Origin of the sequence: Rheinheimera sp. (assembly GCF_030690345.1) — a bacterium.
Classification (GTDB): Bacteria; Pseudomonadota; Gammaproteobacteria; order Enterobacterales; family Alteromonadaceae; genus Alishewanella.
Genome location: NZ_JAUYGV010000001.1, coordinates 307,049 through 325,938, shown reverse-complemented (window position 1 = coordinate 325,938; position 18,890 = coordinate 307,049). Strand labels below are relative to the sequence as shown.

19 protein-coding genes are annotated in these 18,890 nt (G+C 49.2%); 4 read left to right on the top strand and 15 right to left on the bottom strand.

Features of this window, described 5'->3' with window-relative positions:
* Nucleotides 1-29: 29 nt before the first annotated feature.
* The 7 genes from Q8O77_RS01510 to Q8O77_RS01480 all read right to left on the bottom strand — a co-directional run bounded on the left by Q8O77_RS01510 (nucleotide 30) and on the right by Q8O77_RS01480 (nucleotide 6,866).
* A complete protein-coding gene (locus Q8O77_RS01510) occupies nucleotides 30-635 on the bottom strand; it encodes a hypothetical protein (RefSeq protein ID WP_305550994.1) in 606 nt (201 codons plus the stop codon).
* 126 nt (nucleotides 636-761) lie between these two features.
* Entirely contained in the window at nucleotides 762-2,066 is a 1,305-nt protein-coding gene (locus tag Q8O77_RS01505) for an MFS transporter (RefSeq protein WP_305550993.1), read from the bottom strand.
* A gap of 164 nt (nucleotides 2,067-2,230) precedes the next feature.
* A complete protein-coding gene (locus Q8O77_RS01500) occupies nucleotides 2,231-2,626 on the bottom strand; it encodes an MAPEG family protein (protein ID WP_305550992.1) in 396 nt (131 codons plus the stop codon).
* 35 nt (nucleotides 2,627-2,661) lie between these two features.
* Complete coding sequence (locus tag Q8O77_RS01495) at nucleotides 2,662-3,759, bottom strand: rhomboid family intramembrane serine protease (RefSeq protein WP_305550991.1); 1,098 nt, start codon at nucleotides 3,757-3,759, stop codon at nucleotides 2,662-2,664.
* A 1-nt stretch (nucleotide 3,760) separates the two neighbouring features.
* Nucleotides 3,761-4,372 (bottom strand): hypothetical protein, encoded by a 612-nt coding sequence (locus tag Q8O77_RS01490; RefSeq protein ID WP_305550989.1) that lies wholly within the window; start codon nucleotides 4,370-4,372, stop codon nucleotides 3,761-3,763.
* Between the two features lie 122 nt (nucleotides 4,373-4,494).
* Nucleotides 4,495-5,538, bottom strand: coding sequence for a patatin-like phospholipase family protein (locus Q8O77_RS01485; protein ID WP_305550987.1), 1,044 nt, complete (start codon nucleotides 5,536-5,538; stop codon nucleotides 4,495-4,497).
* A 26-nt stretch (nucleotides 5,539-5,564) separates the two neighbouring features.
* Nucleotides 5,565-6,866 carry an anti-phage deoxyguanosine triphosphatase gene (locus Q8O77_RS01480; protein ID WP_305550985.1) on the bottom strand — a complete coding sequence of 434 codons (1,302 nt, stop codon included), beginning with the start codon at nucleotides 6,864-6,866 and terminating at the stop codon, nucleotides 5,565-5,567.
* A gap of 195 nt (nucleotides 6,867-7,061) precedes the next feature.
* Between Q8O77_RS01480 and Q8O77_RS01475 the strand changes: the two genes are divergently transcribed.
* Complete coding sequence (locus tag Q8O77_RS01475) at nucleotides 7,062-7,370, top strand: YebG family protein (RefSeq protein ID WP_371133428.1); 309 nt, start codon at nucleotides 7,062-7,064, stop codon at nucleotides 7,368-7,370.
* On the opposite strand, the gene Q8O77_RS01470 is transcribed toward Q8O77_RS01475, so the two are convergent.
* A complete protein-coding gene (locus Q8O77_RS01470; protein ID WP_305550983.1) occupies nucleotides 7,367-8,761 on the bottom strand; it encodes a sodium:alanine symporter family protein in 1,395 nt (464 codons plus the stop codon). The two genes, Q8O77_RS01475 and Q8O77_RS01470, sit on opposite strands and share 4 nt — an antisense overlap.
* Nucleotides 8,762-8,915: 154 nt before the next feature.
* On the opposite strand from Q8O77_RS01470, the gene Q8O77_RS01465 reads away from it, so the two are divergent.
* Entirely contained in the window at nucleotides 8,916-9,854 is a 939-nt protein-coding gene (locus Q8O77_RS01465; protein ID WP_305550981.1) for a cation diffusion facilitator family transporter, read from the top strand.
* Between the two features lie 33 nt (nucleotides 9,855-9,887).
* On the opposite strand, the gene Q8O77_RS01460 is transcribed toward Q8O77_RS01465, so the two are convergent.
* Nucleotides 9,888-11,102 (bottom strand): pyridoxal phosphate-dependent aminotransferase, encoded by a 1,215-nt coding sequence (locus Q8O77_RS01460; protein ID WP_305550979.1) that lies wholly within the window; start codon nucleotides 11,100-11,102, stop codon nucleotides 9,888-9,890.
* Between the two features lie 246 nt (nucleotides 11,103-11,348).
* Here Q8O77_RS01460 and Q8O77_RS01455 point away from each other — a divergent pair, with 246 nt between their 5' ends.
* The gene (locus tag Q8O77_RS01455) at nucleotides 11,349-12,212 is read left to right on the top strand and encodes a glucosaminidase domain-containing protein (protein ID WP_305550977.1); all 864 of its coding nucleotides are present in this window, start codon (nucleotides 11,349-11,351) and stop codon (nucleotides 12,210-12,212) included.
* Between the two features lies 1 nt (nucleotide 12,213).
* On the top strand, nucleotides 12,214-12,861 hold the full coding sequence (locus Q8O77_RS01450; RefSeq protein WP_305550975.1) for a DUF2987 domain-containing protein: 648 nt from the start codon (nucleotides 12,214-12,216) through the stop codon (nucleotides 12,859-12,861).
* A 13-nt stretch (nucleotides 12,862-12,874) separates the two neighbouring features.
* Here the strand turns inward: Q8O77_RS01450 and ttcA are convergent, their stop codons facing one another.
* From ttcA to Q8O77_RS01420, 6 genes are all read right to left on the bottom strand, one after another.
* On the bottom strand, nucleotides 12,875-13,801 hold the full coding sequence (ttcA, locus tag Q8O77_RS01445; RefSeq protein ID WP_305550973.1) for a tRNA 2-thiocytidine(32) synthetase TtcA: 927 nt from the start codon (nucleotides 13,799-13,801) through the stop codon (nucleotides 12,875-12,877).
* A 79-nt stretch (nucleotides 13,802-13,880) separates the two neighbouring features.
* A complete protein-coding gene (uspE, locus tag Q8O77_RS01440) occupies nucleotides 13,881-14,813 on the bottom strand; it encodes a universal stress protein UspE (RefSeq protein WP_305550971.1) in 933 nt (310 codons plus the stop codon).
* Nucleotides 14,814-14,905: 92 nt separating this feature from the next.
* Nucleotides 14,906-15,622, bottom strand: a complete 717-nt coding sequence (gene fnr, locus Q8O77_RS01435; protein ID WP_305550969.1) for a fumarate/nitrate reduction transcriptional regulator Fnr — start codon at nucleotides 15,620-15,622, stop codon at nucleotides 14,906-14,908.
* A 39-nt stretch (nucleotides 15,623-15,661) separates the two neighbouring features.
* On the bottom strand, nucleotides 15,662-16,336 hold the full coding sequence (locus Q8O77_RS01430) for a sulfite exporter TauE/SafE family protein (protein WP_305550967.1): 675 nt from the start codon (nucleotides 16,334-16,336) through the stop codon (nucleotides 15,662-15,664).
* A complete protein-coding gene (ccoS, locus tag Q8O77_RS01425; RefSeq protein ID WP_305550966.1) occupies nucleotides 16,333-16,512 on the bottom strand; it encodes a cbb3-type cytochrome oxidase assembly protein CcoS in 180 nt (59 codons plus the stop codon). The genes Q8O77_RS01430 and ccoS overlap by 4 nt, the downstream gene beginning before the upstream one ends.
* Nucleotides 16,509-18,890, bottom strand: a complete 2,382-nt coding sequence (locus Q8O77_RS01420; RefSeq protein ID WP_305550965.1) for a heavy metal translocating P-type ATPase — start codon at nucleotides 18,888-18,890, stop codon at nucleotides 16,509-16,511. Before Q8O77_RS01420 ends, ccoS begins: the two co-directional genes overlap by 4 nt.

Below are 18,890 nucleotides of genomic sequence, written 5' to 3'. Positions count from 1 at the left end.
TTTAATATAATAAAAAAGCTGAATAGTCCCTAATCGTTTACTTTGATTTTTGAAATCACATATTTACTGAAAGATGGTAGTTCTATATCTAAATGATTAATTTCATTTTGAGAGCAGGGAGCAACAAATCGATATTCATTTTCCCAGCAAAATAATTTTGGTTTTATGAAAAATCCAGAGTAATGATTAAAGTTATGAAAAAAATCATCTTTGTAATCTACAAATCCAATTAGAGAATTATCTACGTCACCTCTAATGTGAGAAATATGAAGTGACAAATCTTTCAGAAGACTAGGCGCGTCGAACTGCAAACAGAGGTCATATTTACAGCCAACCCTCTGATGCCATTCACGGTGGGAAGACACCGAGTAATCACTAGAAAAACAGAGGATATGTGCGTTAGCGTATGCAGTTAAGATACCGAGAGCATAACGACTAGGAGACAAGTCTGGATCTTCTAGCAGGATATTACTGACACCATCATCAGGATCATTATAACCTTTAGGCGTTCCAGCTTCGTAACTAGACCTGTAAAACTCAATAGTATTAAGCCTAAATTTACCATTGCGAATGTAATTATTATAAATATGACTTGTAGTGTACTTGTACAAAAAAACTGGATGAGCTGAACGCATATATGGCATATTTCCTCACAAGTATTAATTAAAACTATTTACTACTTTTAATACATTCATTACAACGACGGCTGAATTAAAAAAGTTTTGCGCGGTAAATGAAAGCTACTTCGAAAAAAGATTTTCTTAATTATCATTTTCCCCTGCGGGCTTGTTCGCATCTGCTTCGCGGCCTGATTCCTCCGGATAATCCGGTTTATGCGCCTCTACCCATTGCTCGTCCTGGCGTGGGTCCAGTTGCGCTAATGATGCGCCTGAGGCTGCAGGAACCGCAACAAACACACTTAATTGCTCATTGGCTATGCGCTCTGCGCTTAAGGCGTAGCCACCCAATAACAGTGCGGCTAGTGCTAGAACGATGAAGAACAGGCCGCCTGATATACCTAACACTACGCCCAATATTAAAGGGGCTAAAAACGAGCCAATGCCATAGGCAAATAGCAAACTACGGCTAATTTCAACCAAATCTTTACCGTGATCTAATCTGTCATTGGCGCGGGCCACGCTAAGCGGATAAATACTAAACAGGCTGGTGCCAAGCAGAAAACCGAGTAAATAGAATAACCAGATCTGAGTTGCCAGCACAGCGAGTAGCAGACAAATGACGGCACTAAATAAGCCGGCCCACGCCAGTAACTTACGCCGGCCATAGCGATCAGATAAGGTGCCAACCGGCCATTGCGCCACTAAACCACCAAGTATCGAAATTGCCATAAATGACGCCACAACTGATTGTTGCTGGTATAAATTCAGCACCAATACCGGCATCATGGTGTAAAATGCGCCGACAAAAAAGCCGCCAATTATACTGCCTGTCAGCGCGAGCGGTGCGATATGTAATACCTTGGGTAAGCTGTAGCGCTCAAAAGGTTGCAACACCGGTTGACTGATGCGGGTAATAGCCACTAAAAACAGCGACGCCAGCACCAGCACTGAACCCAGCACAAACACCAGATGTGATGTCACGTTCAGGCTTAAAATCAGCTGGCCCAAGGCGGTAGCCATAAAAAACACGACTGTGTACACCGCTAAAACCCGGCCCCTGTCATCCTGGCTGCTTTTTTCATTGAGCCAGCTTTCCAACACTATCAGCAGCGCGTAAAAGGCGAAACCAGACAGTAAACGTAATATGGCCCAAAGCCAGGGGGCATAATGTAAAGTATGGCCAAGGAAAGCCATTACCATTACCGCAGAAAAGGCCGAAAAACTGCGGGCATGTCCCACTGTCACTATCAGCTTCTGGCTAAAAACTGCTGCCAGCAGGGCGCCGAGAAAAAATGCCGAGTTAATTATACCTATAGCCATTTCCGTCAGGCCTGCTTGCTTTAAATACAGCCCGATATAGGTCATCAGCATGCCGTAGCCAGTGGCCAGAAAGGCAATTGAGATAAACAATGATGAAATGGGTAACAACGCCTGTCTGAAAAACACGGGAGAGCTCATGTTAAATAAATCAATAACTTAAATGTAGTTCTTCGTGGCATGTCAGGCAAGCTGACTCATGGCAGGAAAGCAACGTGCAGGCCGCTGGTTTACTGCCTGACCGGCAAAGTAACAGGTCATATTTTGCTAAGCCCGTTGTTTACCCTCCGCTTTTAGCCGGCCAACACCGCGCGTCCTGCAATACTAAACGCTGCCAGCATACCGACAAGCCACATTAGTGAGCGGGTGGTGGCGTAGTCCAGCCAATAGCAGACCAGGTAAGCCACGCGACTGGCGATAAACAGCCAACCTAAGGTTACTGTAGTTTCATCTACGGCATTTAACCCTGCTGCACTAAACACGGCACAGGCATAAATTAATAAAGCCTCAAAGCTGTTGTAGTGTGCGGCGTTGGCGCGCTGGCCAAAGCCTTGCAGTGCCGCTTGCTGTGCTCTGGGGTTATGGTTGTCATAACCGCCGGATTTTTGCATCGCAAAGGCCAAAGGAGCTTTGGCTAAAAAGGGCAGTAACATAGCGATGAACAGTGTAAGTAGCAAAGAGGTTGTCATAATTCGCTCCGTTACAGGCCCGGCCTGAAATATTGTTAACGCAGTATTTTTGCTTGCGGTTGTTGCAACAACTGCAGCAACGGGTTTTGCGCCATTATTTTGTCTTTCAGTAGTACACCAACAACTAAACCTGCCGCCAAACCACCTAAGTGCGCCCAATACGCTACGCTTAAATCTTCTGACAGTAAACCAAAGATATTAAGCGCAGCCCAGATAGCGAAGTACCAGGCCGGGTTCAGTTTTTTCTGCCACACCACAAACATAAACGTCAGGCTGGCATGGCGGAACCAAAGCAAATACATGCCGAATAAACCGGCAACCGCACCACTGGCACCTACCATGAGTAAATCCCGGTCTACCAGGTAACACATCAGCATTTCTACCAGCGCTGCGGCAACACCGCAGAGTAAGTAAACCGCAAGAAACTTCCATGGCCCCAGCGCATCTTCCAGGTTGTCACCAATGATCCAGAGAAAATACATATTGCCGGCCAAATGCAACATACCGCCGTGTAAAAACTGATAGCTAAGCAGGCTCCACCATTGTTGGCCATCCAGTATCGAAACAGAGTCGAGCGCAAAATGGGCGAATACCCATTGGGTAGCGTTATCGTCAAACCCGTACAACAGGTAGATCAGAATATTCAGTGCCAGCAATGTCCAGGTGATAACCGGAGTGCGGTGCGGCTTAATATTGTATTCTTTCGGCATCTGGGTAAAAAACTGAAACAGCCAGCTTTTAGCACAGACTTTTTTATTCAGCTCTGCTAACGCTGCCTGTAGCTTAGGCGCGGCCAGCACTTGCTCTGCTTCGTTGCCATCTACCCAAATGCCATCGCAGCGGCTGCATTTATCCAGGGTTACCTGGTAGTCTTTTAACAGGTGAAACTGCTGCATCTGCTTATTACAGCGATGGCAATGGTACTGATGTTGCTCCAGTTCTTCGCCAAAGGCTTGTTTTACACAATACGCATCGGTTAACTCAGTGCTGTGGGCTATGGCGTCGCTCAGCTCTTTATCGTCAAACCACAGGCCGTTACACTTTTGGCAGCGGTCCAGCTGCTGACCATGCAAATCGACCGTTTGTAATGACTGATCCTGACAACAAGGGCAATATAACTGTACTGTGCTCACCTTAATCTACCTCTACATCCTGATCCGCCAGCGCTTGCTTCAGCTGACTGGTGTCTGCTTCAAACATCGGCAGTACCACGGTTGTCATATGTTCTACCTGAGCTAATAACAGCTTGGTTCCGTGATGGGTGCTGTAAAAGCTGCTTTGAATTTTATTATGGATATCATTAACTTCGCGATAGAACTTACGGCTTTCACTTAGCAATGCTGAGGGCGTTTCCAGTGTGGCGGGGGAGAATTTCATACTCTCCCAAACAAAGGTGTCCAGCACCAGGGCATGGCGTTTAATATTGTGCGCGCCAACACCTTTAATTTGTTCGGTGAAGTCTTTAATCAGCTGCAGGTTGTCACTGAGCTCATGCTGTAATGACTTACGCAGGTAGTAGTTACTTTTGTCGCTTTGAAGTTGTTCAAACACCACGGCCTGGCGCAAACCTTGTTGCGCGGCCAGATACACACCTAATACAGTGGCAATGATCATTGACACTTGGCTAATCCAGAAACTCAGGTTGGATACTTCGCCTTGTTGCAGTGGTATGGCTTTGCTGAGTTTGCGCCTTTGGTTAGACTCAACCATTTGTACAGTATTGGTTAGCGGATCGCGGCTTGGCATAGCTGTGCCTTGTTGCGGTGAATTAAAAGTGACGCAAGTGTAGCCTGAAAGCGCCAGGCAGTTACAGCTGTTAAGCTATCAGGTACTGTTGACTGCGCTTTTTTTATACAAATCTCAAGCTGCTACAGGGCTTCCAAGGCAAAATTACCGTGCTTTAATGCATCGGCCAGTTCATGCGAGCGTGCTATCACCTGTTGCCAGTAATCGATCCTTATGTTGTCCGGCAGTTTAAAGTCGTTACGATCAGGAATTTTGCCAAACGGCAGTGATTTAACCCAGCTGTCTGTCGGGCACAGCAGCAGCACATTATGCAAATGCGCCGGGTTGGTCTTACGCCATTTTAGCGCTTTATCAAACCAGCCTGGTGTCAGGCGCGGATAAAAGTGCGGATACAGCACCAGGCCGCTATCACTGAAGGGCAGGTCGAAATGGTAGTCGGTTACGCCGCCGTCATAGTATAAGCCAGGGCCTGCTCCGGCGATATTTTCCACCGCGTTTAACACCATAGGAATAGTACCACTGGCCAATACGGCCTGGCGCAGGTTGTCAGGGCTTAGGGCAACATGCTGAGTAGGCAATACACCGGCATAATGAAACGGCGAGCTCTCGCCGGCCACATGAAATAACACGCGCTGAAAAAAGTACTGTAAATGTTTACGGCTAACCAGGTTAGCTCCGGCGGCCAGAGTCAGGCCGCCGGCTTGCAGCAATTTACTGCGTGCGGCGGATAAACGCCGTGCTTTGGCCACCACCAGGTTAAGTTTGATTATCGGGTTATCCAGTACCTGCTGTAGATGCTGCTCTGTCGGAAATACGTCATTAATAATACCGGCGGAGATTTGCGTAATCAGTTGCGTATCGGCGCCTTTGGGATAAGTAATATGCGAGTAGGCCTGGCAAAAACGCTGTGATGCCGCCAACGGATCGGCCTGGGCAAAACAAGCAAAGCGCCAGGCTCCGGCCGAGCTGCCCAGAATATGCAGCGGCTTATCGCGACCGGCAAAAAATTCACCGAACAAATACTGATCCAGACCAAACAGGCAGAACCACTTCGGGCCGCCACTGGCACCTACCATCACATTAATATCAGCCTGTTGCAGGCCGTGTTGTTTAATATGCGCCAGAGCCGTTGGTCCGGCCAGTACCCGTAATGCAGTTTGTGTCAAAAGCTGAAATACCTGTCAGTTAAATTTTAAACAGTGGCATAAAGCCGGCGATACATATGTTCGGCGTAATCATCGGTCATGCCGGAGATATAGTCACAAATTACGCGGATTTTCAGCTCATCTTCTGCCTGCTGCCAGCGCTGTTGTGTATTGGCCGGCAACAGCCGCGCCGGGTCTGAACTAAAGGCATCAAACAGCGCCATCAGCATATTTTGACAGCGAAAACGCGATTGCTGAATATCCGGCTTTAAGATCACGCAGCGGTACACTACCTGCTTTAAACATTGCAAAATAGCCAGCGGTGCTGCCGCCAGGGTTGCGTTATAGCGCACCAACGGCTCTTCGGCTTGTGGCAGTACTTCTGACAGTGTTACGGCACTGATCAGTAAGTTCACCAGCGAGCCGATAGCATCTTTGCGCAGGTGATGCTGGTTGCTGAACAGGGCCTCGCTTATTTGCTGCATCAAGGGTTGCAGCTGTTGCGGCAGGGCAGCCCATTCATCGGCGGTATGCTGCTGCCACTGAGCCTGGCTGATATTACCCAGCACTATGGCGTCTTCCAAATCATGCACACCGTAAGCAATATCGTCGGCCAGCTCCATAATGGAGGCATCCAGCGATTTATAGCGTGATTTAATATACGGCGACTTATCCAACTGCTCTGTGCTTTGAAACAGAGCACGGTCTGCTGCGCTAAGCGGTGCTAAGATCCATTGCAGAATATCGGCATCGGCAGCAAAAATGGCTTTGGCCGGCTGCCACGGCGTTAAATTCAGCGGGTTCGTATCGGGTAGGCTTTGCTGGCGCAAATCCGGCTGCAACACCGGGTACTTTAATAAACCTAATAAGGTACGCCGCGATAAATCCATACCGTGCTGCAGGGTATAGGGTTCTAACTTGGCGACAATACGTAATGTCTGGCCGTTGCCCTCAAAACCACCGGCGTGCAGCATTTTAAAGTTAAGTGCTGTTTCGCCGCCGTGACCAAAGGGTGGGTGGCCAATATCATGCGCTAAACACAACGCCTCCATCAGGCTGTCATCGGGTAAATAGCTTAACTCTATGTTACTGACCTCTGTGCTACTGACTTTAGCGCGCAATTGGCTGACTAAACCGGTACCAATTTGTGCCGCTTCTAACGAATGGGTTAACCGCGTGCGGTAAAAATCGTTCTGGCCAATGCCGAGTATTTGCGTTTTTGCTTGCAGGCGGCGAAATGCGGCCGAGTGCAAAATACGGGCGCGGTCGCGTTGCCAGGGGCTGCGCTGATCGCCGGGCCTGCTGCTACCGGTGCCGGAGCGCCGTTCCGACCAAAGAGGGTGTGGCATAGTATTCCTTGTCAATTCAAACAGCTAAACCATAAAGCGCGATGGCGTACTCATATGCGCTATAGTACGCCAACTGTGGTTAAACTTCGAGTCCGACTATAGTGGCAAAAGTGATAAAGGCTGTTTAAAAAAGCGTTCGACAAGCCGGTTTTTATACTGTATAAAATAACAGTAAATTAATCAGGGGGAAACGCCATGGCTGTTATTATTAAGTACGTAGTAGAAAGAAACGGAGCAGAAAAGATGACTTTTACTTCTAAAGCGGAAGCCGATGCTTATGACAAAATGCTTGATACCGCTGATGAACTGACGCACTTTTTAGCTGCCAGCACACTGATCGCCGACGAGCAGTTAACAGAAGCGCTGGCGCTGTATATGGCGCAACAAAAAGACAATTTGCTGGTAGCTTTGGGTGCCAAAAAGCCGGCCGTTAAAGCCGACAAAGTGGATAAAACAGAAAAGGCAGCGAAAACTAAAATTGCTGCAGTAGAGCAGGCCGCTTAACGCGCCTGCTGTTTTTGCCAATAGGCCTTCAGATCTGCTTTTACTTCAGGTAACAGCAGATATAGCGCCAGAATATTCGGTACCGCCATTAAGAAAATCATTGAATCGATAAAGTCGAACACTGCCATTACATTGGGTACTGCGCCCATCGACACAATGAAACAAAACAGCACTTTATACAGCTGCGTTAAGCGTTTGTCCTGGCCTACCAGGTAGCGCCAGCCGGTCATGCCATAATACGACCAACTAATTACAGTAGAAAAACCAAACAGCAACAACGCCACCATTAACACCCACGGAAACCAACTGAACACCGATGCAAAAGCGCCGGAAGTAATTTGCACGCCATCCAGGCCCGGGGTTTGATAAGCGCCGGTTAAAATAATAACCAGGGCTGTAATGGTACAAATAACGACGGTATCAATAAAAGGCTCCAGCAGGCCGACAAAGCCCTGGCTTACCGGGTCTTTGGTTTGTGCTGCAGCATGGGCAATAGGTGAGGAGCCAATACCGGCTTCATTAGAGTAGGCCGCGCGGCGAAAGCCTTGAATAAGCACACCAATAAAACCGCCGTAGCCGGCTTCAGGCGTAAAAGCGCCTTGCACTATCAGCCATAATGCTGCCGGAATTGCGCTGGCATGGGTTAGCATCACAATTAACGAGGCCAGCAGATAAATACCACACATCAGCGGCACTAATTTGCTGGTAACCCGGGCAATACTTTTTAAACCGCCGATAATAACAGCGCCAACTAACAACGCATAGACAGCACCAAACAACCAGGCATTATCAAAACCGGTTACGGTTTTTACCTGGACAAAACCCTGATTAACATGCACAAAACCGGCAGAGCCGAAAATAACGAACACCGAAAAAGCCATCGCCAGTACAGTACCGGCAAGTGGCAGGTTAAATTTATCCAGCGCGGCTTTGATATAATACATCGGGCCGCCGGACACGCTGCCGTCAGCATTTATTTGCCGGTATTTTACCGCCAGCGTACATTCAACAAACTTGGTGGACATACCCAATAAACCGGCGACAATCATCCAAAAGGTCGCCCCCGGGCCACCCAGGCTGATAGCAACCGCCACACCGGCAATATTTCCGGTACCCACAGTACCGGACAGAGCGGTGCTCAGTGCCTGAAATGGCGTAATTTCCCCTGTTTCGCTACTGCGTTTATTGTTTTTCAGCAAACGGATAGCATGGGCAAAGCCGCGCACGTTAATAAAACCCAGATAGCAGGTAAATACCAGGGCACCGCTGATGAGCCAAATCAGTACCATAGGAATAGCTACACCATTAATGTCAAAGGCGTAAAACACTACAGCAGCAAGCTTTGACGTCAGGCTTTCAAAAGCGTGTTGAAACGAAAAATCGGTAGTCATGCGTTAACTTCAGCGGTATGGACGGCCATTAAATGCTGCAAGACTACTGTGTAATGGCAACAGAAACAAGAAATTATAGTAAAGCCGCTGCTGCCGATTGTATCAACGCGACTTTGCTCTTATGCTGGCGCAAGCATAACTCCGGGCATTTACTATGACAGCACCGCAACAACACAAGCATTCGCACAGCGGTCACTCGCATGGCCACAGCCAGCATGGTCACCATCATTCGCACCACAGTGAAAGCAGTAATATCGCGCTGGCATTTTGGCTTAACTTCGGCTTTGCCTTAATTGAGATTGTCGGCGGGATCTTAACCAATAGTGTGGCGATTATTGCCGATGCTATTCATGACTTGGGCGACAGCCTGGCCATAGGCTTTGCCTGGATTGCCAGCAAAGTAGCGGCGAAGCAGCCCACTCAGCGTTATAGCTATGGTTACCGGCGCTGGTCGCTGCTTAGTGCGCTAATCAGCGGTCTTATTTTGTTGTCAGGCTCGGCCTGGGTACTGTCTGAGGCCATACCACGTTTATGGCAGCCGCAACTGCCGCATGTGGGCGGCATGTTTGCGCTGGCGATTTTGGGTGTTGCCGTTAATGGTGTTGCGGTGCTGCGTTTGCGTGGTGGTAAAACCCAAAACGAAAAGGTGCTCAGCTGGCATTTGCTGGAGGATGTATTAGGTTGGGTTGCCGTGCTGTTGGGCTCTGTACTGATGTACTTTACCGGTTGGGCCTGGCTTGACCCTGCACTGTGTATCGGTTTTACGCTGTTTATCTTGCTCAATGTACTGAAAAGCCTGCGCCAAACGCTGGCGTTGTTTTTACAGGTAACACCGGACCCTGCCTTGCAGCAGCAGATCAGCGTACAGTTGGCTGAGCTGGACTTTGTAAAATCAATTCACCATTTGCATCTGTGGTCACTCGATGGTGAACAGCATGTACTGACCATGCATGTTGAAATAGCCACGCCAACAGAGCTTGAGCGGCAATTAGCCTACAAACAGCAGATAGCTGAAGTACTGGCACCCTATCAACTGAGCCATACCACGGTAGAATTTGAAATCAGCGGTGAGACCTGTCGCGACGCGAAATAAAAAGGCAGCCAGGCTGCCTTGTACGTAAAGAGATTATTGGCTGTAGCCGGGTAAGAACTGCGCCAGCTTGCCGATAGCGGCTTCCAGTTGCTCTTTATGTGGCAGGAACACGATACGAAAGTGATCCGGCTCCGGCCAGTTAAACGCGCGGCCATGCACCAGCAGTACTTTGTGTTGGCGCAGAAAATCCAATACAAACAGCTCGTCGTCTTTAATGCGGAACTTCTTGCGGTCAATTTTCGGGAATAAATACATGGCGCCTTTGGGCCGCATGCAGCTTATGCCGTCAATCTGTGTCACCAGCCTGTGGGCTAAATCCATTTGCTCATATAAACGCCCGCCCGGCACCACCAGCTCGTTAATGCTTTGATAGCCGCCCAGTGCAGTTTGCACTGCGTGTTGGCACGGCACATTGGCACACAGCCGCATTGATGCCAGTACGTTCAGGCCTTCGATATAATTGCGCGCCAGATTTTTTGCACCGGAGATAAATAACCAGCCAACACGAAAGCCGGCAATACGGTAATTTTTTGATAAGCCGCCAAAGGTCAGCATAATCAAGTCATCGGCCAGCGAGGCGGTACTGACGTGCTCAGTGCCGTCGTATAAGACTTTGTCGTAAATCTCATCGCTTAGCACCACCAAACGGTGCTCGCGGGCAATTTTCAGCAGTTCAAGCAAAAAGGCTTTGTCGTACACCGCCCCGGTGGGGTTGTTCGGGTTAATCAGCACTATAGCTTTGGTTCTTTTGCTGATTTTTTCTTTAATATCGCCAAGATCCGGGTACCAGTCCTGTTGCTCGTCACAGCGGTAATGCAGCGCTTTGCCACCAGCCAGGTTCACCGCTGCGGTCCACAGCGGATAGTCAGGTGAGGGCACCAGTACTTCATCACCGTTGTTCAGCAATGCCTGCAGCGACATTAAAATTAACTCAGACACACCATTGCCGATATACACATCATCGGCGTCTGCACCCAAAATACCACGCTGCTGATAATACTGCGCCACGGCCACCCGCGCCGGGTAAATGCCTTGCGAGTCGGAGTAGCCCTGGGCAGTGGGCAGGTTATGGATCACATGTTTAAGAATTTCGTCCGGTGCTTCAAAACCAAAGGGCGCCGGGTTGCCGATATTTAATTTGAGGATGCGGTGGCCTTCCTCTTCCATGCGTTTGGCTTCCTGGGCTACAGGACCACGGATGTCATAACAGACACCGTCTAATTTTGTTGAGCGCTCAATGGGTTTCATAACAACGACCTTAATGTCTCCGTTTTTTATCCGTCCGGACAGCTATATAGCTGTAGCTATCTGTTTTCACATAACTGCCGCCGCTTTGCAATGGATGGCGCTGCGTTTTTGCAAAAAAACTAACCAAAATCAGTTTTTGGTCGTATAAATAGCCGGGCACAGGTAAAATGCCGCGCTCTGTTATAACAAACAGGTTACCGCTACAGCAAAACGGCTGTAGCAAGAAGAGTAACTCACAGGTGATGGATGTTATTGAAAAAAATCATTATTACAGCTTTTTGGTTCGTCGTGGTGCTGGCGTTTATCAGCCCTTTTACCGAGCTTGAGCCGGTGCAGCAGTTAGACTCGCTGGAGGATTGGCAAAAACCGTCACGGATCACTGCGCTAAATGATGCTGATAAGAAAAAGGTATTGCAGCGGCTGGCTTATACTTCTGCCGCACCGCCGTTTGTTGCTTTACCGGATTTTAACCAGTACAGCGATACCACCGCCAAAAAACGGGCGTTCTTTAATTACTTACGGCCTTATGTAAAACGCGAAAACGCACGGTTACGCTCATTACGTCGGCAATTAATTGAAATACAACAGAAAAAAGAAAAGCGTATGCGTATTTCGTTGGAAGAATATGCGTTTTTATACAGCTTGTACGATGAATTTCGCATGGAAGTGGCGGAAACTGACCAAAGCATGTTGCAGGAATTACTGAAGCGGGTGGATATTGTTCCCGATACCCTGGTGTTAATGCAGGCGGCGAATGAATCAGCCTGGGGCACCAGCCGTTTTGCGGTAGAGGGCTATAACTTTTTCGGCCAGTGGTGTTTTCGCGAAGGCTGTGGCTTGGTACCGCAGGAGCGTGTTGAGGGTAGCTATCATGAGGTGGCAAAATTTGCCAACCCTGCTGCCAGTATAAAAAGCTACTTTTACAACTTAAATACCTTTCATACTTACGAGTCATTGCGGGTAATACGCGCCCGTTTGCGCGCTGAAGGTAAACCGGTAAGTGGTGTGGCGTTGGCGGCGGGGCTTGGCTCGTACTCTGAACGCGGTGAAGATTATATCGCTGAAATAAGCGGCATGATCCGCTTTAACCGCAAATTACTGGAAGAATAATATGCGTTATGTTGCCGCTCTGATGCTGCTGTTGCCGGCATCAGTGTCTGCCGATTTACTGCTGAACTACAACAGTTTTTACCAGCGAATGAAAAAACTGCAGCAGCCTGAGTACAGTGATATTACGCTGGCGTTTGCGCTGATTGGCGAGCGCAGTGGCCAGCCCTGTAAATACTATGGCTTGGGCCTGAAAAGTGACCGGCATGATATAAAGCTGGATATTGCCGGTAACGGCGAAATCAGTTTGCCGTACGATGAGGCGTTAAAAGACAGTAATGCCATTTTGCAGGTGCTGCTGGCCGATAATGCTGAGCCATGCCAGGTGCAATTTCGCCTGCGCTCGCGTATGCGGCTGGCAACGGAGCTAACGCTGCAGGATATACAGCACTATCGCAGCCAATTTGACATATTGCTGGATGATATGGCCGGTATTAGCAAACGCTGGTTGCCGGATGTCAGCGGGGTAATTGTCGAGTTTGCCGATGTGGTAACACCGCCACAGATGTCGGCAGGGGCGGCAGAGGCAACACAGTGCAGTGACAAGCGCTGTTATATTCGTCTTAGCAGCAGTTTAGCTGCAGACAGCCGTTGGCAATTCAGCCAGCGGCCGGTGTATTTGCTGCCGTTAATTGACAGCGCAACGCAGTAAGCTGCGCTGTATTTTAACTTAACGCGATAATCTGCGCCGGATTATCCGGCAGCGCGGCCACGTCTTCATCGCCTGCCAGGCCAACAGGGATGGCAGGTACTGCCACTTTGTCAAAGGCAGTATCGCGTTCGCTAAGCTCTGTGTCCTTTGTCAGGCCGGCAAAATTAAACAGCGTTTTATCAATCATGTGCGACGGCACTATATTCTGCATGGCCTGAAACATGGTTTCTATGCGGCCCGGAAAGCGTTTATCCCAGTCTTGCAGCATTTCTTTTACTACCTGGCGTTGCAAACCATCCTGCGAGCCGCACAGATTACACGGAATAATCGGAAATTCGCGGGCGATAGCATATTTTTCAATGTCTTTCTCTTTGCAGTACGCCAGCGGCCGGATCACAATATGCTCACCGTTATCACTGACCAGCTTAGGTGGCATTGACTTCATCTTGCCGCCGTAAAACATGTTTAAAAACAGTGTTTCCAGCATATCATCACGATGGTGGCCCAGCGCAATTTTGGTGGCGCCCAGCTCTTTGGCAGTACGGTACAAAATACCGCGGCGCAAGCGCGAGCACAGTGAGCAGGTGGTTTTGCCCTCGGGAATCTTGTCTTTGACGATACTGTAGGTATCTTCGTTGACAATGGTAAAGTCGACACCAATAGCACTCAGGTAAGCGGGCAGCACATCAGCCGGAAAGCCCGGCTGTTTCTGATCTAAGTTAACCGCTACGATAGCAAAGTTGATTGGTGCAGACTGCTGTAAATTAAGCAGAATATCCAACAAGGTGTAAGAGTCCTTACCGCCGGACAAACACACCATAATTTTATCGCCTTCTTCAATCATATTGAAATCGGCAATAGCCTGTCCCACGCCGCGGCGCAGGCGTTTATGAAGTTTATTCAGATTATATTGAGCTTTAGCTTGCGCTGCGTGAGTCATAACTACTGCTACCGGAAACAAAAATGGCGCACATTATAGCTAAGCGCGCGCCATAACCAAAGCGGTGCAGCAGTAAAACTCAGTCTTTCTGTAACGGGCAAACAAAATCGGCCGGCTTAACCGCCAGCACATCACAATCCAGCCGGTCAATGACATGCTCTGCAGTGTTACCGATAATAGCCGCAGACAACCCGGTGCGGCCTATGGTGCCTATTACGACCATTTCGGCATCCAGCTCGCTGGCTATCGCAGGTAACACATCTTCGGGCATACCTTCCTGCACATGGCAACGGCTGCTGTCGATATCAAATTGTTTTGCAAGTTTTGTTACTGCATCAATATGGTGGTGTTTCATTGTGCTGTTATATTCCTGCGGGTTGAACTCAGGAATTTCGATAGCAATATTAACCGGAGTGCCGGGGTAGGCATTTACCAAATGGGTATGGGCGCTGAGCATGGCCGCCATTTGGCCGGCTTTTGTTATTACCCGCTGATTTAACGATAAGTGATGTGCCTGCTCACTGCCGGCGTTAACGGCAGCAATAATATTACCGCCCTGCGGCCAGTCATGGTCTTTCACCAGTAATACAGGGCAGGGACATTTACGCAGAATATGCCAATCGGTTGGGGTGAATATCATCGATTTCAATACATCATGGTCGTGGGTGCCCTTAATAACCAGGTCGTAGTTATCTTCCAGCACCGCATGCACTACTGCTTCAAACGGCCGGTTATGCCATACCACCTTAATATCGATATTAATGCCACCGGCCCGGGGGGCTGCCAAAAAGTCACTGATCCACAGCTCACGGTCTTTAATTACCGCCTGGCGCATCGATTCGCGCTCTTCGCCGGATAACATGGTGGTCATCTCGTAGGAGAAATCATAGACCGATAAAAAAGCCGTTAATTTACAGCTTTGCAGCCGGGCTAACTGCACAGCGCGGTTTAAGGCTTTTTGTTGATCTACGGTAGGGTCAAGCACCACCAGCACATTGTTATAAGCAGACATATCAGGCTCCACAGTAAAAAACTTTACTTAAGTGTAGCCAAATTAGCCTGCTTTGCCGGGCTAAACCTTGCGCCAGGTCAAAGCCGGTGGCATTAACAGTGCGCGGTAAGCGAGCCCAGTTTGCTCAGTGCAGCTTGATCTTTTAAGGTGATAAGTTTGCCATCTACCTGAATAAGCTGTTCTTTATCCAGTTTGCTCAGCAAGCGGCTGATGGTTTCTACCGTTAAGCCGAGGTAGTTGCCGATGTCGCTGCGGGTCATGGTCAGGCGAAACTCCGTAGCGGAAAAACCACGGCTGGCAAAACGTTGCGCCAGTTGCGATAAAAAGGTCGCCAGTTTTTGTTCGGCAGTTTTACGGTTCAGCAATAGCATCATTTGCTGATCGGCCTGAATATCCTGGCTCATCAGTCGCATCATTTGTTGGCGCAGCCGTGGTAACTGGTCAAGCAACATGTCCAGGTTCGGCATCGGAATTTCGCATACCATGGCGGTTTCCAACGCTTCGGCATAGCTGGGGTGTAACTGATTATGCAGGCCATCAAAACCAACAATATCGCCCGGCAGATGAAAGCCGGTAATTTGCTGCTCGCCCTGGTCGGTCAGAGTAAAGGTTTTAAATGAGCCGGTGCGAATAGCAAACAACGATTTTTGCGTATTGCCGGCTTCAAACAACATGTCGCCCTTATGCAGCGGTCGCTTGCGCTGAATAATGTCATCCAGCTTCGTCATTTCTGCGTCGTTTAAGGAAAAGGGCAAACACAGCTGGCTAAAGCCGCAGTCCTGACAATTTATTGCAGAGCGTTGCATCATGGTGTTTTTACCTTTTACGGGAATTCCAACATAGCCAGCTTAAAAAACCAGCCGGCGGATAGCAAGCCAAATCGTATAACCGGCATAAATGGCTAACATAAGTGCTGCGCTGTAGCGTAGCCACAAGGTGTTTTTCAGTTTACTCAGAATACCGGCGGCACTGCCGGTAACTAAGATTGCCGGCAGGGTACCAACACCAAAGCTCAGCATCAGTAAGCCGCCCTGTACAGCGCTGCCACTGGCCAGACTCCAGCCCAAGGTACTGTACACCAGGCCGCAGGGCAAGGCGCCCCAGCACAGCCCGTAACTGTAAGCCTTAGCCGCGCTGTTAAGCGGCAACAGTTTGGTGGCAACCGGCTGCACATGGCGCCATAGTTTTTGTCCCAATTGCTCTAAACGGATTAAACCAAACCACAACCGGCTGATATATAATGCCATCATCAGCAACAGTAAACCTGCTAACAGCCGCAGCCATAACAGTGACGCGCCGGCCAGTTGCATAGCGCCGGCGCCAAAATAACCCACCAAAGCGCCGAATAATGCATAGGTGGTCAGCCGGCCCGCACTTAACAATATCTGTAATTGTAGTTTACGGCCCGGGCTTTGCGCCGGCATCGACAACTGCAGAGCACCGGCAATACCGCCGCACATCACTAAGCAATGGCTGCTGCCGATAAAACCAATCAACAATGCCGCCAGCAAATCAGCATTCATGGCTGTGGCTTGTCGTTATTCTCAGGCGGGGCATTTTTTTCTGCATCAAACAGGATGCTGAAACCTTCTTTGTCCAGATCGTCAAACTGTTTACTACGCACCGCCCAGAAAAACACAGTTAGCCCAATCAGTACAAATAAAATAGCGATGGGGATCAGCACATAAATAACACTCATTTTTTCAGCAGCCTTAATGAATTAGACACCACCAGCAATGAACTGAACGACATACCCAGCACTGCGATATAAGGCGAAACAAAACCGGCTACCGCCAGCGGAATAATCAGCAGGTTATAGCCCACCGACCAGCGCAGGTTCTGCTTAACGATACGCTGCGCCTGATTGCTGCCACTGAGCAGCTCTGCCAATAAGCCGATACTGGGCTGTAACAATACCACATCGGCCTGATTTTTAGACAAATCGCTGCCGCTTTGCAGTGTCACCGAGACATGAGCGGCATGAAAGCCCGGGTTATCATTAATACCATCACCCAGCATCAGCACTTTATGGCCGGCTTGTACCAGTTTATTAATTTCTGCTACTTTTTGCTCCGGGCTGCAGCCTTTTACCATCAACTCAAACTGCAGTTGTTGTTGTAACTCATCAGCCTGTGCTGAGTTATCACCGGTCAGCATGATAAGCTGATATCTTTGCCGGCGCAGTGCGCCCAGTAAGTCTGGTACTTCAGGGCGCAGTGCATCCTGCAAGCTGATAGCAGCTATATCCTTGCCGTCGACGCTGAGGTAAACCATAGCATTTTGCTGATGCTTTACATTACAAAACGCCGCACTGCCTACTTTAACCTGCCGGCCATCATAAGTAGCGCTGATGCCGCCGCCCACCTGAATATGCACATCTTGCAGTGATAATTCAGCGCTAAGATGGCCGCTAAACGCGCGGCCGATAGGGTGCTCTGAGTAGGCTTCTAAATTAGCTATCAGGTTTAGCGCTTCAGTTTCGCTGTACTGTTGACTCAACATTTCAACGCTGCTGAGCGAAAAACGGCCTTCGGTTAAGGTTCCGGTTTTATCAAACACTATATGGCTTAGCTGCGGCAATACATCCAGTACGGCGGAATTTTTGATCAGCACGCCGCGCCGGTTTAAGCTGGCCAGGGCGCAGGTTACCGCAGTGGGGGCGGCCAGGCTTAGCGCGCAAGGGCAGGTGGCAACCAATACTGACAGCGTTACCCAAAACGCGCGGTCTGCATCCAGCCAGACATACCACAGTACAAAGGTCGCGGTTGCAATAAGCAGCAACCGTTCAACAAAATAGCGTGCCAGGGTATCGGTTTTATGCAGCACGGCTGGTTTTTGACTCAGTGTGCGCTGCTGCAGATTAATAATTTGCCCTAAACGTGACGCACCCAGTGCTGTTGTTACCTTGATTTCTAATAAACCATCATGATTAATACTGCCGGCCAGCACTTTGTCGCCAATAGTTTTGGCTACCGGCCGGTATTCACCGGTTAACATTGATTCATCGGCAGAGCTTTGGCCGCTGATCACATCGCCGTCGGCAGCAATGGTTTCACCGGGCTTTAATAAAATAGTATCGCCTGGTTGTAAGCGTCTGGCCGACACAACCTGTTGCTGTCCGTTTACCAATAAGCTGGCACTTACCGGCATAATCTTCAGCAGGTTACCGGTGGCTTCGCGTGCGCGGGCGCGGGCACGGTATTCAAAAAACTTACCCAACTGCAGTAAGAAGGTAAACATACAAACCGATTCAAAATACACTTCGCCGGTGTTAAACACGGTGGCATAGGCCGAAGCAAAAAACGTATAGTAAATGGCCAGGCTTACCGGCACGTCCATATTAAGCTGGCGTGCTTTAATGCCGCGCCAGGCGCTGTTAACAAAGGGCAGGGCGGCATACAACACCACCGGCAAGCTTAAAAACAGGCTGATCCAGCGCAGATAGCCCTGATGAGAGGCCTCAATACCGCTGTAATCGCCGAAATACAGTGCCACCGCCAGCATCATCACCTGCATCGACATAATGCCGGATACGGCCAGCCGCTTTAAAAACCGGCTAAGCTCGGCTTTAAACTGTTGCTCTTCTTTGTCAGCAATAAAAGGGCTGGCCTGATAGCCAATTTTAGTCAGGCTGGCAAGCACTTCGCTAAGTGGCGTTTGCTCTGAGTGCCAGACCAGGTGGCAGCGCTGGGTGGTGGAGTTAACATTAACCTGGTGTACTGCCGGCAATTGGCGCAATTGTTTTTCTATTAACCAGGCGCAGGCGGCGCAGCTGATACCGCTTAATGACAATTCAATTTCAGTCAACTCACCTTGTTTGCGGCTTACGTCGGCCAATACATCCGGCGCATCAAAGTTAGCCAGCTCTGCGCGCAGGCTATCCGGCATGGCATTAGCTTTAGCCGCCGGTTCCGTACGAAAGCGGTAATAGTCTGCCAGATTGCTGCTGATAATGGTGTCGGCCACGGCTAAGCAACCGGCACAACAAAATAATCGCGTGCTGCCGTCGAACTCACGGCTGAAGTGAAAGCCGGCAGGAACCGGCTCATTACAATGAAAACAACGCTTGGTACTCAT

Bases quoted from the DNA above. Each gene is read 5' to 3' on its own strand.
- Q8O77_RS01510 (WP_305550994.1), bottom strand. From the start codon at position 635: ATGCGTTCAGCTCATCCAGTTTTTTTGTACAAGTACACTACAAGTCAT.
- Q8O77_RS01500 (WP_305550992.1), bottom strand. From the start codon at position 2,626: ATGACAACCTCTTTGCTACTTACACTGTTCATCGCTATGTTACTGCCC.
- Q8O77_RS01490 (WP_305550989.1), bottom strand. From the start codon at position 4,372: ATGCCAAGCCGCGATCCGCTAACCAATACTGTACAAATGGTTGAGTCT.
- Q8O77_RS01480 (WP_305550985.1), bottom strand. From the start codon at position 6,866: ATGCCACACCCTCTTTGGTCGGAACGGCGCTCCGGCACCGGTAGCAGC.
- Q8O77_RS01475 (WP_371133428.1), top strand. From the start codon at position 7,062: ATGGCTGTTATTATTAAGTACGTAGTAGAAAGAAACGGAGCAGAAAAG.
- Q8O77_RS01470 (WP_305550983.1), bottom strand. From the start codon at position 8,761: ATGACTACCGATTTTTCGTTTCAACACGCTTTTGAAAGCCTGACGTCA.
- Q8O77_RS01465 (WP_305550981.1), top strand. From the start codon at position 8,916: ATGACAGCACCGCAACAACACAAGCATTCGCACAGCGGTCACTCGCAT.
- Q8O77_RS01460 (WP_305550979.1), bottom strand. From the start codon at position 11,102: ATGAAACCCATTGAGCGCTCAACAAAATTAGACGGTGTCTGTTATGAC.
- Q8O77_RS01455 (WP_305550977.1), top strand. From the start codon at position 11,349: ATGTTATTGAAAAAAATCATTATTACAGCTTTTTGGTTCGTCGTGGTG.
- Q8O77_RS01450 (WP_305550975.1), top strand. From the start codon at position 12,214: ATGCGTTATGTTGCCGCTCTGATGCTGCTGTTGCCGGCATCAGTGTCT.
- ttcA (WP_305550973.1), bottom strand. From the start codon at position 13,801: ATGACTCACGCAGCGCAAGCTAAAGCTCAATATAATCTGAATAAACTT.
- uspE (WP_305550971.1), bottom strand. From the start codon at position 14,813: ATGTCTGCTTATAACAATGTGCTGGTGGTGCTTGACCCTACCGTAGAT.
- fnr (WP_305550969.1), bottom strand. From the start codon at position 15,622: ATGATGCAACGCTCTGCAATAAATTGTCAGGACTGCGGCTTTAGCCAG.
- Q8O77_RS01430 (WP_305550967.1), bottom strand. From the start codon at position 16,336: ATGAATGCTGATTTGCTGGCGGCATTGTTGATTGGTTTTATCGGCAGC.
- ccoS (WP_305550966.1), bottom strand. From the start codon at position 16,512: ATGAGTGTTATTTATGTGCTGATCCCCATCGCTATTTTATTTGTACTG.
- Q8O77_RS01420 (WP_305550965.1), bottom strand. From the start codon at position 18,890: ATGAGTACCAAGCGTTGTTTTCATTGTAATGAGCCGGTTCCTGCCGGC.